The 12,795-nt window shown below is 42.1% G+C and carries 9 protein-coding genes; 1 reads left to right on the plus strand and 8 read right to left on the minus strand.

Going from position 1 to position 12,795, the window contains the following annotated elements:
- Nucleotides 1-14 precede the first annotated feature (14 nt).
- The 7 genes from H2672_RS00115 to H2672_RS00145 form a co-directional block, all read right to left on the minus strand.
- A complete protein-coding gene (locus H2672_RS00115) occupies nt 15-719 on the minus strand; it encodes a hypothetical protein (protein WP_186667743.1) in 705 nt (234 codons plus the stop codon).
- A gap of 183 nt (nt 720-902) precedes the next feature.
- Nucleotides 903-2,180: an RNA-guided endonuclease IscB gene (gene iscB / locus H2672_RS00120; RefSeq protein WP_186667745.1), complete on the minus strand. Its 1,278-nt coding sequence runs from the start codon at nt 2,178-2,180 to the stop codon at nt 903-905.
- Between the two features lie 715 nt (nt 2,181-2,895).
- Complete coding sequence (locus tag H2672_RS00125) at nt 2,896-4,947, minus strand: S-layer homology domain-containing protein (RefSeq protein ID WP_186667747.1); 2,052 nt, start codon at nt 4,945-4,947, stop codon at nt 2,896-2,898.
- 812 nt (nt 4,948-5,759) lie between these two features.
- A complete protein-coding gene (locus H2672_RS00130) occupies nt 5,760-6,827 on the minus strand; it encodes a DUF871 domain-containing protein (RefSeq protein WP_186667749.1) in 1,068 nt (355 codons plus the stop codon).
- A 410-nt stretch (nt 6,828-7,237) separates the two neighbouring features.
- A complete protein-coding gene (locus H2672_RS00135) occupies nt 7,238-8,617 on the minus strand; it encodes a PTS transporter subunit EIIC (protein WP_186667751.1) in 1,380 nt (459 codons plus the stop codon).
- 22 nt (nt 8,618-8,639) lie between these two features.
- Entirely contained in the window at nt 8,640-9,524 is an 885-nt protein-coding gene (gene murQ, locus H2672_RS00140) for an N-acetylmuramic acid 6-phosphate etherase (RefSeq protein WP_186667753.1), read from the minus strand.
- Nucleotides 9,525-10,294: 770 nt separating this feature from the next.
- Nucleotides 10,295-11,143 (minus strand): MurR/RpiR family transcriptional regulator, encoded by an 849-nt coding sequence (locus tag H2672_RS00145; protein WP_186667755.1) that lies wholly within the window; start codon nt 11,141-11,143, stop codon nt 10,295-10,297.
- Nucleotides 11,144-11,218: 75 nt separating this feature from the next.
- On the opposite strand from H2672_RS00145, the gene H2672_RS00150 reads away from it, so the two are divergent.
- Nucleotides 11,219-11,410: a hypothetical protein gene (locus H2672_RS00150; RefSeq protein ID WP_186667757.1), complete on the plus strand. Its 192-nt coding sequence runs from the start codon at nt 11,219-11,221 to the stop codon at nt 11,408-11,410.
- A gap of 90 nt (nt 11,411-11,500) precedes the next feature.
- Here the strand turns inward: H2672_RS00150 and H2672_RS00155 are convergent, their stop codons facing one another.
- Complete coding sequence (locus tag H2672_RS00155; RefSeq protein WP_186667759.1) at nt 11,501-12,766, minus strand: exo-beta-N-acetylmuramidase NamZ family protein; 1,266 nt, start codon at nt 12,764-12,766, stop codon at nt 11,501-11,503.
- Between the last annotated feature and the right edge of the window lie 29 nt (nt 12,767-12,795).

Here is a 12,795-nt window from a genome sequence, read left to right on the forward strand (position 1 = left end):
CTTGCTTTTCTAATTTACAGACCCATTACCTTGTTCAGAAGACTGTCTTTACGTGCTTTTTTCTTCGCATTATAATCATCAACTAAGTTTTGCGAATAGGATTTATCGTAGCCGTTTGCTACTAGATCCTTCTCCACTGCGTTGATGACGCCTACAAATACTACATCAGTAAGTGCTTCAAGCTCGTTTGCAGTACCTACGTATTTAGTGTAAAAATAACTGTAGCTGATGCTTTCCCCATTCGTTTTCTTATCGTCGTACTCTTTCTTCGCATGACTGACCAATGAATTCAGCTTGTTGTCAGCCTGTGACTGGAGATTTTCAAGCACCGGGACATACTTCTTTTTAATTGAACCGACTGTCGGTTTCCGACTTGGTTCGATGGTGTTGGTGTTGCTATCGCTCGTCGTTGGGCTAGGGACTTTATTGCCTGAAGTCATTCCTTCCCTTTTGCTGCCGTCTGTAGCGGTTCCTTCAGTTGAAGTTCCCTCAGTTACCGGAGCTGAAGCATTGTCGTCTAAATCGACAACATCTCCATTGGCATCCACTGTAATCGTCGTTCCGTCTGGCATTTCAATCGTATACGGGTCTTCAATGATTTGTGCCACTTCTTCATCCGCTACATCATACTCTTTGAATTTAAAGAAATAGAGTAGAGTACCTGCAGTGGCTAAGAGTATAATTAGTAGTATTAGTAAGAAAATCTTAAGTTTCTTCATGAACTTCTCCTTTTCTATCGTCCCGTTCACCAGTTTAACAGAAAGATAGAACTTGGAGTACCTAAACAGACACTATTCGACACTTTGAATTAATTCATGGTTGTTCAGTTGACAGGGACCGGGTTGGCCCAGTCTCTGTCGTCTCTTTAATTCAACTAACTCCTTACTGAGGAACTGTTGCCCTTACGCATTATGTAGTAGTTGATAGCGCCAATTCCCTTGATGACTTCGCCTTACAAGTCCCTTGAGCGGTTGTTGTTTATGTTTTTTTTCCGAAATAACGATGTACTCGCCAGTAATCGACTTGACATAGCAGGCGTTTTTCCCTGTAAAGCCACTGATGTAGCCGATGTTCCCGCAAATTGTTCGAACTTCATCATTCAGAAAGAATCCTCTGGATGCTCTGGTGTTCTTCGCGTTACGTCTGCTTTTTGTGTTCGACAGCTTCCGTCCTTTACGTGCGGTCGCTTCATGCAGGCTTCGCTTTTTCTTGCGGAATTGTTTCGCCATGAAAGTAGTTTCAGTCATTTTCATAATGGCTGGTATCCCCGTTATCGCAATGGCTTCATTGACAAGCGACTTTTCTAACCCTATCAATTTTCGATGAGGCGTCGTTTCGCTACCATATGAAAGTATTGCATCCGGATATTGCTCGTAAACGCGGCTTCGCAACGTGTTGGTAAAAGGCGGTTCTTTGTAGGACCTCAGCTTTTTCCCACTTTGCATCCACTGCCAAAAGATCTCGCCGGGACGATGATTGCCAGACGTATGGCAATCGGTGCAAACGGTAATCAGGTTATCCGCACGATCGCTGCCGCCTTCTGTCTTGTAGATAATATGATGTGTTTTTACTACTTTATTTTTCTTTTTACATACTTGGCAACTATAGTTGTCTCTCGCGAATACGAAATAGCGGGTATTGTAATAGCCTTCACTATTACTCAATTGCGGACTAACGCCCCCCACGCTTGGATTAATTAACTTCTGTACTTCGAATTTTCCGATTTCAATATGTAGTGTCGGGCCCGGCAGCAAACTACTAAAACGATTGATCCAACGAAAAGTGTTCGCGTTTCGACTTTCCAAACTCGGCGGCAACCAGCCTTTTGGCTTCTTTCGATTCAGGAAGCGGGCTTTTCGGTATCTTGTTTTTCGTTGTCTACGAATGCGTCGGTATATTTTACGTGTTTCAATCAGACTTTTTACATCAGTCCGTAATTCAACTTCACCTTTCATCAGTACATGGCCAACGGACGTAACCGCAATGCCGATATGTTTCTCTCCGAGTTTCACGCCTACTTTTACTGACTGTTTATAGCCGCTGGAACCATACAATAGCTGGATACTAAACGGCTGATAACCGACAATCTTCGCTTTTCCTTCATTCAGCAACATTCTTGCTTTCCGCGGCGGGCATGGCATGAGCGCCTCCCCGTGCTTATTAACTACGAATACGAGCATAGCGTATTCCCTCCCCTTTTTGGAGTTTGTCACCCTTCGCCAATGTTGGTAAGGCTTCCGACATTACATGTCGCCAATTTCGGTTGACCGCTCCGACCCAACAGAGCTTTTACAGAGCCGACACAGTGCAAGGGACTAGAGCATTATCCCAGGGTGTGATCACCGAACCAACGTAGTCATACAAGACTGAGGCTAGACAACTTAGGCTCTCTCAAGCCCCCACTCCAACCTAGGTTGACGTTTAAGTGGTGGGTAGTTGACTATGATTAATACGCGTTTTTCTATTTCAAGCTTTTTTCTAAATGTATACAGGTTCCATTATATCATAAATGGAGGATAACACCTCAATTGGAAAATATTTAATTGGGACTTTTGGGTTGGTTGGAGGATTTGGGGAGTTGGTTGGATGCTCCACAGGGCTCGTTAGAGACTATGATTGTTGGTTGCACACACCTATGATTTGGCAGACAATAACGACTAGTGGAATTAGCACCCCTTACAGTTATTAAAAGGTTTGGGTATAGCTACAAACGAAAAACCTCAAGTTTAAAAATAACAAAGGTATTTCTCAAATTCATTTAGCTATTTATGGTTAAAAAACGAAAAGAAAGCCGGCCATTTATCAATATGGCCGGCTTTCTTTTATACTTTATGCAATTACCATATTTCAGAATCGTAACAGACCCTAGTTTTGCAAACTATGCATTCCCGGAAATTACTGTCCGACAAAATTAAACGTATATGTCGTATTGAATGCTTTATTATCAATCGTTCCTGTAACTTGGAATTTAATTGATTTACCTTTTAAAACACTTAATTGTGTTGTTTCTGGTAAGTTAACCTTAGCTAATGCTTTTGCAATTACTTCACCAAGATCTTGATTATTATCCACATTGCTATTAGAAATAATAATTTCTTCATTTCCAGCTGTGAAGCTTACTACAGCAGATTTGACAACTGTATTAGATTTAATCGTATCGAATACTGGTTGTGCAGCAACTCTAAAATGACCTAGTGTACTGCTTTCTTTTTTAATTATTACCGTGAACGCATTTCCTGACAACGAGATTGCCACATCACCACTTGCGTTGCCCGCACCAAGCTGATCAAGAAGTAACTGATTCAACAATTGTTCTCCAGTAACTACTCCACCGCCGCCAGTTCCGCCACCGCCACCAGCTGCTGGAGGTGTTACTTCAGGGTTTGTTACCCCACTGACATTCTCAATGTTTCCTTTTGATTCTTCAAAGTCTGCAACGATGTCTTTTGCAGTTGTTCCTGCTGGAAGGACAAGATCTCCGACTTTAGTAGTACCAAGAGAGATATGCGTATCTTTTGATTTGATGCTAAGTTTTTCGATTTTCCCTTTAGTTTCGAACTTAACATCTTTATTGGATTCGATTGTTACTTCTTGAATGTTTCCAGTACCTGCAAGAGTTAAATTCCCAGCAGAGTTAACCGTTAGGTTACCCACGTTTGCATCAAGCGTTACTTTTGTAGCTCCCGCTTTAATAGTTACTTTGGGAATCGTGATACCTTCAGCAGCTTTAAGGATAACATTAGATGATAGGATAAGTTCTTTAACTTTTGAACTACCTTTATATTCGATGATTGCGCCGTCTTTAGTAACCTCAACGTTAGCAAATGTGGCATCGATGAAAATGATAGTTGGTGTTGGTGCTGTTGCCGCTGCAGAATAACTAACGCCACTTTGAGCTGTCGCTGTAGATGCAGCTTTGTTTGAAACTTTAGCTGTTCCTTCAACAATAACTTTTTCAGCAGTGAAGCTATTTTTCACATCTTTACCAATTTCGAATGCACCTTTAATTGTAAGGTTTTTCAAGTGAATATAGTCTCCATTAATCGTAAGATTTCCTGGGAATACTAAACCTTGTCCATCAATCACAAGATTTTTTTCAGCAGTACCACTTGCTTTAATTTCAATTGAACTAACGCCTACAATTACGCCATCTTTAGCTGTGTATTTTACGATTGCACCTTTAAGGAAATCAAGGTTAGCAGCACTGAATATAGCTTTCAAGCTAGCATCTAACGTAAATGTGCCATCAGATAGTACTACTTTATCGCCAGTAATGCTAATTACTTCTGAACCTTTCTTTTCAGTTGCTAATTCACTCTTAAAGATGAAAGATGCAACTTGTCCGCGTGTAACAATTGCGTCAGGTGAGAAAGTAGTTGCAGTTGTTCCAGACGTGATTTTATTGGAGAACACCGTTTGAATATAACTCGCATACCATATTTTTTCGTTAACATCTTTAAATGGAAGATTTGAGAGTTTCTCTTCTTCTAATTTATACCCTAATACAATCATTTTAGCGACTTGAGCACGTGTTAGGTTACCTGTTGGTTTAAATGTTTTGTCTTCATATCCACTAATAACACCTGCATTTACGAGTGCTGCGATATGTCCGTAAAAAGGATTATCCTTTTTCACATCTTTAAACCCTGGATCTACTACATTTTTCGTGTCTAAATCTAAAGCCAAAGCCATGATTTTAGCCGCTTGCGCCCTGGTAATTTCTTGACTTGGCTTGTATGTACCGTCTGTATAGCCATTGATAACGCCTCTAGAAGTTAAACTTTTGATAGCTTCATAGAATTGATGTGTATTTTTAACGTCTTTGAAAGTAATGTCTTTCGCCACATCTGCCTGCGCAAAAGTAGGTACTGCTGCAACGAATGCCCCCGTTGCTACTGTTGTTGCTAGTGTTGCCCTGAATAGTTTTTGATAAGTGCTGTTCTTCATTTTCCAACCTCCAAATAAATTTTTTCCATATAACCCATTTTAACATGTAATTAGATACAATTACCACACGCTTCACGATAATCTGAGTTTACTATTTTCATCCTATCATAGAAATAGTAGGTATTCTATATTAGTTAACGAATTATTATTAGTCACTTCTGATTATTTATTCCTACCTTTTCCTTAATAGCTCCACTTTTTATCCGAAACAGAAGCATGTGACTACCTATATACAAGGGTGGTATTTGTGAAGATAACTTTATCTAAAGAAAACGATTGATTACTAGTTAAGCTAGTTTCTGAAGATAGCAGTGAATTTATTAAAAGTGTGTCAAAAGAAGAGTTTGAACTTCTTAATAGGGTTGAAGTACTTCAGCCTGATTTCATTCACTATGCTGCTTCTGTTGGACAGTCTCCGGGGTTGGTTGGAGTCTTCATTGATTTGGTTGGACACTCTACGGGGTTGGTTGGACACTTCATTAATTATGTTGGACACTCTACGATTTGTTGCACACTTCATTGATTTTGTTGGACACTCTCCGGGGTTGGTTGGACACTTTATCGATTATGTTGGACACTCCCCGGCGATGGTTGGACACTTCATTGATTTTGTTGGACACTCTCCGGTTGGTTGGTCACTTTATCGATTATGTTGGACACTCCCCGGCGATGGTTGGACACTTCACCGAGTTTGTTGGACACTCTCCGGTTGCTTGGACACTTCACTGATTATGTTGGACACTCCCCGGCGTTGGTTGGACACTTTATTGATTTTGTTGGAGACCCCACCGTGTTGGTTGGACACTCTCCGATTACATCCATTTTATTTGAAACTTAGATCCTCCGTGCATATATTGAAGCAATAGCCGATCATTTTCCTTTATTCGGCCAATCACATTAACCTTTTCGTCGGCTGGGAGATCTCGTTTCGTAATTTGAATCTCTCCCTGATAGCGTTCATACTTTTCATTATCTACCGTAATCGCACCAAGTGGTCTTTCTACCGTATTGACTGCTTTAACCGGTCGGGTTCCAATTAGTCCGTATTCCCTCGATTCCATCGATCGGATGCAATCCCGAGCAGCATCCAAACGATTTGTCTGCACGGCTCCTACTATTTCAAGTAGGGATTTGTCGTGGATTGCCTGTTCAGCTCGCAATAAAAAAACACCCTTTTGATAACAAGCAAATTGCTCTAACGACTCTTCAGTCAGCGTAAGATCACCGACCAAGACCTTGTCCACACAGCCATTTTCCTTTAAGTCCAGAAAGGCGGGAAAAGGCGAAATACTTCGATGGTCTTCCAATGTTGGCAATCTTTCATAAAGTGGTCCGCGTAAACGTCCATCTCCTGGAATGAAGGCCATCACGGTCACCCCTTCCTGTTTCAGCCAGTCATTCACCTTTCTAAATTCATCACGACCCAGTCCTGTTTCGGGTCGCGGGTAAAAGTTATGCCATGCCTCAACAGATTCCGTGCGTAACCCTGCCTGTTTCATTTTTTCAAGACTATTCTTCGACAATGTACTTGCATTCAATGCCACTTTCATATTCTTGGATAACCTGACAATTGTGGATTCTGAAATACCATAGTCCACCCGTAACCCCGTTAGCCCCCACTCAAGAAGCCCAGCTGCATTTTCCCATGTGAAACCAAGATGGCCAAGTGACTTTGGCGAAATATCCGCCATTAACTCCATATTATATTGTTTCGCTGCCGCCCCTAGCCTGCGAAGGCGTTCTTTATAGAGCTGTGGATCCTCCTCAGGGATATGAAGCGATGTGAAAATGGAAGTAAAACCGATTGCTCTCACCTTGTTTAAATACAATTCAAATTCCTCGTTCAAATCAGTTCCTAGGTAAACAGAAATGCCAAGCATGTAATCAGCTCCTTTGTGAGTTTTAGAAAAGCGGCAGGCGCTGCCCAGCCCCCACAGCAAAACGGCTTATGTCCCGAGGGGTTAGCGCCTGGAGCTAGACAGTAAGAAAAGCGCAAGGCGCCGCCCAGCCCCGACAGGCATAAGACGGTTTGCGAGGAGGCGTACTTCAGCCCCCACAGCAAAATGGCTTATGACCCGAGGGGTTGGCGCCTGGAGCTAGACAGTAAGAAAAGCGCAAGGCGCCGCCTAGACGCGACAGGCATAAGTGAAAAAGAGGGCAGTCTAAGATCACGACTTCCTGTCGCAACGACTGCATACCTGCATCCTTGCAGGCACCTCGAGTTAGACCTTGTTCCATGTTAATAACGTATACTTCCTTTTCACAAAAAAAAGGAGGCAAGCCCCCTTTTTTAAATCCCGTCTGCCATTTCTTCCTTGAATCCAAACAAGTACGTGAACAGGAATCCGAATGTATAGGCAATTACTAGACCAAAGAAATAAAACAAGAATTTATTGTCTGCAATAAGTGGAATCAACGAAATACCAGATACACCGATACCAGATGCAGCTACTTTCATGACTGCCTGGAAGGCACCGCCGACTGCTGCACCCATACAGGCAGTAAGGAATGGACGGCCAAGAGGAAGCGTGACCCCGTAAAGCAATGGTTCTCCAATTCCGAGGAAACCTACTGGTAGCGCCCCTTTAATTGTGTTGCGTAATCGTTTGTTTTTAGTTTTCACAAAAATTGCAATGGCTGCACCAACTTGACCTGCACCTCCCATTGCTAGTATTGGTAATAATGCCGTGTAACCAACAGTATTGATCAATTCTAGATGAATAGGTGTCAAACCGTGATGAAGTCCAACCATAACCAATGGCAGGAAGAAACCTGCAAGAACGGCACCTGCAGCAACCCCTCCGACATCCAATACGACGTTGATTCCAGATGTAATTCCATCAGATAGAACACCAGCAACTGGAACTACTGCATAGAGTGAAAAGAAACCTACTGCTAATACGGTAATTAATGGAGTAAATATAATATCAATTGAACCAGGCATAACAGATCGGACACGCTTTTCAACCCATGTCATTAACCAAGCCGCAAAAATGACGCCAAATAAGCCACCTCTACCGACCACTAATGCCTCACCGTAAATTGTAATATCTGCAAGCGCGGGGTTGAACAAAAAGGCTCCGGCAATCGCACCAAGTACTGGTGAACCCCCAAATTCCCTAGCTGTATTCCAGCCCACTAAAATGGCAAGATACATGAATATGCCGCTTCCAAGAAGAAGCAATATTTGCATCCAGGTTTGCGTCGGATCCACACCCGCGTTTTTCGCGAAGTTTGCAGCTCCGTTAATTAAACCTGATGCAACAAGACCTGGGATTAGTGGAATAAAGATACTACCAATTCTGCGAAGTAGCATTTTTATTGGCGTTTTATTCTTCGCCTTAAGATTGGCTTGATTTCTTGCTGCTTTTTCGCTGAAAGTTAAGTCATTTTCATCCGGGTCTGCCTCTTCCCCAATTGACAGCCCTGTGACTTTGCTCATTTCTGCAGCCACTTTATTGACCGTCCCCGGCCCCACTACGATTTGCAACGTATCATCTTCAATGACACCCATTACGCCATCGACTTTTTTCAACGTGTCAATATTCACCTTATTATCATCTTTTAATGCCAAGCGCAAACGAGTCATACAGTGAGATAACCGCTGGATATTTTCCTTACCGCCGATATTCGCAAAAATATCTTGGGCCATACGCTCTTCCTTTTTCATCCCAATCCCCCATTTCATTTTTTTATATAGACTTTCGGACAAAGCCGCCCGTTTGTTCCAACTTTTCAACCGCTTCTTCGTAAGAACTTTGAAGTAAAATCATGACAATAGCGGTTTTTACCTGCTGCTGCGCTTTTTCGTAATAGTTCTCGGCAGTCTCATAGTCAACTTGAGTGGCTTCCATAATGATTCTTTTAGAGCGCTCTGTTAACTTTTCATTAGTGGATTGGACATCGACCATAAGATTTTCATATACTTTCCCAATTCCAATCATTGATGCGGTAGAAATCATATTCAGTACTAACTTTTGGGCTGTTCCCGCTTTCAATCTTGTTGACCCCGTTAAAATCTCCGGTCCTGTTTCAACTTCAATTACCATTTCGGCATGCTTGCTGATTTCAGCACCTTTATTACAAGAGATTGCTACAGTTCTCGCACCTTTTCCACGTGCATAATCTAAAGCACCTATTACGTATGGTGTCCTACCGCTTGCTGCTATTCCGATGACAGTATCCTTATCACAAACGAAAGCAGATTCCATATCAGAAGCGCCCAAATTCACACTATCCTCGGCACCTTCAACCGCGGTTGTAAATGCTTCCATTCCTCCTGCAATGAAACCACGAACCATTTCAGGTGAAACGCCAAACGTTGGGACACACTCGACAGCGTCAAGAACCCCTAATCTTCCGCTCGTTCCCGCCCCAACATAAATCAGTCGGCCCCCTGTTTGAAACGATTGGATTACAGATTTAACAACTTTTTCAATATGATCAAGCTCATTTGCGATGGTAGTAGGAACGGAACTATCTTCTTGGTTCATCGCTTCTAGAATTCCCCTTACAGACATTTCATCAAGCTGCATTGTCTTGTTATTTCTCTTTTCTGTCGTTAACTTTTCAAGCATTCTATCGCCCCTCTTAAACTAGTCCTTTATATTCCAATTGTACCCACAAGAAACTATATGTCAAGATTATTCAAAATATTACTGAATCTTAGTTTCATAAGTAAATAAAAAAATACATGTGTTGATTAACAAAAAAACAACCAGAAAACAACTTACTCAAACACTAGGTGCTCCGAGTACAAATGCCTTTGGATCGCTTTAGATTGAACGACTGTTATACCATTACCGGGATAGCTTGATCAATAGGGATGCGACTTCGTCGCATCCCTATTGATTTTTTTCGGTAATCGTATGGTGGTCGTTTATCCGTCGCTCTCCAAAGGAAAAGGTACACGAGGTGCTAAAGCTTTTTGGGATGAAAGAAAAGTTGGCTTCTTATCTGGATAAAGACCGCCAAAGATACAATTTTGGCGGCTCACTCCTTCTTTATGGTTTTTCTTTTTTTATTTTATGGAAGTGTTAATTTCTACTGGATACCACATGATGACAAGTGTGATTTTGCTAGAAGTAAGTATGGGACGCATTGTAGAAAGTGCAAGCGTGCCCGAAATTGTATCTTCGGGCACGTATAACTTCTGTGAAAAGTCATCTATTCTTATTTTCCAAGCAACTGCAATTTTTACTTGAACGTTGTAGGTACGCGGCGGACAGATAGTCGCAACAGGATTACCGAAAAGGAGTGTCTGGAAATGTACAAGGGCAAATATTGACTTGTATGCTTTTCTTACAGGAGCATCATATAAAAAAAAGGAAACCCCTAGTCGGTTTCCTCATCTCCGTAAACTCTCCATCTCACTTCTTGCTTCTTGATATTGTTTGATTACCTTTTCTCCAACATGATGGAAAATACTCATATATAAGGTATCAATGACCGTCAGCTGCGTCATCCTGGAAGGAATGCTTCCAATTCTAAAATCCTGTTCTACATTTGGGGTACAAAGCCTAATATCTGCTGTCCTGTATAAGGGCGACTTATCCAGATTCGTAATCGCGATTACAATTGCTTCTTTCTTTTGAGCAAACTGGGCAAGTTCCAATACATCCCTCGTCTTCCCCGATGTACTGATGGCAACAAAAACATCATTTTTATTTAAATACGGAATAACCGTAAGCATATAATGAAAATCCAAAGAGGTAATAGACTGATACCCCAGCCTAGTAAATTTATAGTGCGCATCAAGTGCTGCAGTCGATGATCCGCCTACACCAAAAAAAACAATTTTTTGCGCATCTTTTATGACATCCACAGCTTTCAATAACTCTTTCTTATCCATGGAGTTCGTACAAGATTCGATTGCAAATTTATTTACCTGTATGACCTTTTGAAATGAATCATATGGAGTATCCTTCTGCTGCAAAATTGAAAAATCCGTTAAGTTCATTTCTGTTAACGTTAAATCCTTAACGAGCGCGAGTTTAAATGACTTGAAGCTACCAATTCCAATCGATTTGCAAAAGCGGATCACACTTGCCTCGCTTACACCTATCTTTATTGACAACTCTTTTGTCGTCATATTGGGGATTAGCTCCGAATGCAAAATAATATATTCCCCCACTTTTCTTTCTGCAGCAGATAGATTATCTAAGCCTAGCTCAATTTTATCGATTAATGATTTCATTCCTACACCTCCACGACTCTTAGTATATACGACACCAGGATTGTTGGACACTTCGATAGTTTGGTTGGAGGCTTCATGGGATTGGTTGGAGACTTCGTCGATTTTGTTGGAGACTTCGCCGCGTTTGTTGGACACTTCACGGGATTGGTTGGAGACTTCGCCGCGCTTGTTGGACACTTCACGGTTTGTTGGACACTTCGCCGCGTTCGTTGGACACTTCACGGGATTGGTTGGAGGCTTCGCCGATTTTGTTGGACACTTCAATAGTTTGGTTGGACACTCCGTTTGCTGCCGGTTTCTATCAGATTGCGGGCTCACCAAAAAGCGACCCCTTTTCAAAAGAGGTCGCTTGATTACTTATTTATATAACAAATATTTGTCACGAACTCGGGTAAATTTGTCTAGACCAGACTGCCACGATTTTTTCATTTCCTCGACAGACTTGCCTGCTTCAATATCGGCCCGAATGGAGCCATTACCGACAAGGTTATCAAAGAAGGAAATCCCATTGCTACCCGGCGCTCTGAATTGGAAATCGTTTGGATACATATCATGGATGGTTTTCACAATATATAACCCGGTTTCAAACGGCTTATACACGTTTCGATTTGTGATATGAATTTGAACTCCATGGCTCAATTTATTCACATGCTTCGAGAATGTCGGCGTAAACGATGCCGCTCTGAAAGTGACTCCAGGCAGTTTGTAAGCATTCAACTTCGCCGCCAAATCTGCGCTATTGATGAACGGAGCGCCGATTAGCTCAAACGGCTTCGTCGTTCCTCTTCCTTCTGAAACATTCGTTCCTTCAATTAATGCCGCACCTGGGTAGACTAGAGCCGAATCCAAGGTTGGCATGTTGGGTGATGGAAGAACGAATGCCAATGGCGTTTCATCGTAATACATACTCCGCTTCCAGCCATCCATTTTCACGACCTTTAAATCGGCTCCAATCTTGAATTCTTTATTGAAAAGCTGAGCTAATTCCCCAACCGTCATCCCATGGCGCACAGGAATCGGGTACTCACCCACAAACGAGGAGTACTTATCTTCAAGAACAGGACCCTCTACTTTTGTTCCGCTAATCGGATTCGGGCGGTCAAGAACGATAATCGGAATATTATTCTCCTTCGCCGCTTCCATCGCTAGAGCCATTGTGTAAATATACGTGTAAAATCGTGCCCCTACATCCTGAATATCGAATACCAACACATCGACATTGCTCAGCATTTCAGGTGTTGGCTTTTTCGTGGCCCCATAAAGGCTATACACGGGAACCCCTGTCTTTTCATCAATATATTTTTCAACATATTGCCCAGCCTGCGCGTCCCCGCGGACCCCATGCTCGGGACCATAAAGAGCTGTTAACTGTACCTTTGGATTAGTGTAAAACAAATCTACGATACTCGTAACGTTTTTATCCACTCCCGTTGGATTGGTAATCAAACCGACCCGCTTCCCCTTGATCAAATCAATGCGATCCTGTAACAAAACCTCCACACCCAAGCGAAACTTCTTATCCTTCTTATCTTTATCATCTTTGTTATTATCTTTGGCAAATACTGCTGAAAAAGTGGATAGTGCTAGAACAAGCGCAAGTAACCCCGCAAGCCATTTCTTCATAAAAAACGCCTCCCTCTTTCCATATAGTG

Source organism: Sporosarcina sp. BP05, assembly GCF_014282005.1.
Taxonomy (GTDB): domain Bacteria; phylum Bacillota; class Bacilli; order Bacillales_A; family Planococcaceae; genus Sporosarcina.

Excerpts from the sequence above, each read along its gene's own strand:
- H2672_RS00115 (WP_186667743.1), bottom strand. The coding sequence starts at position 719 with ATGAAGAAACTTAAGATTTTCTTACTAATACTACTAATTATACTCTTA.
- iscB (WP_186667745.1), bottom strand. The coding sequence starts at position 2,180 with ATGCTCGTATTCGTAGTTAATAAGCACGGGGAGGCGCTCATGCCATGC.
- H2672_RS00125 (WP_186667747.1), bottom strand. The coding sequence starts at position 4,947 with ATGAAGAACAGCACTTATCAAAAACTATTCAGGGCAACACTAGCAACA.
- H2672_RS00130 (WP_186667749.1), bottom strand. The coding sequence starts at position 6,827 with ATGCTTGGCATTTCTGTTTACCTAGGAACTGATTTGAACGAGGAATTT.
- H2672_RS00135 (WP_186667751.1), bottom strand. The coding sequence starts at position 8,617 with ATGAAAAAGGAAGAGCGTATGGCCCAAGATATTTTTGCGAATATCGGC.
- murQ (WP_186667753.1), bottom strand. The coding sequence starts at position 9,524 with ATGCTTGAAAAGTTAACGACAGAAAAGAGAAATAACAAGACAATGCAG.
- H2672_RS00145 (WP_186667755.1), bottom strand. The coding sequence starts at position 11,143 with ATGAAATCATTAATCGATAAAATTGAGCTAGGCTTAGATAATCTATCT.
- H2672_RS00150 (WP_186667757.1), top strand. The coding sequence starts at position 11,219 with ATGGGATTGGTTGGAGACTTCGTCGATTTTGTTGGAGACTTCGCCGCG.
- H2672_RS00155 (WP_186667759.1), bottom strand. The coding sequence starts at position 12,766 with ATGAAGAAATGGCTTGCGGGGTTACTTGCGCTTGTTCTAGCACTATCC.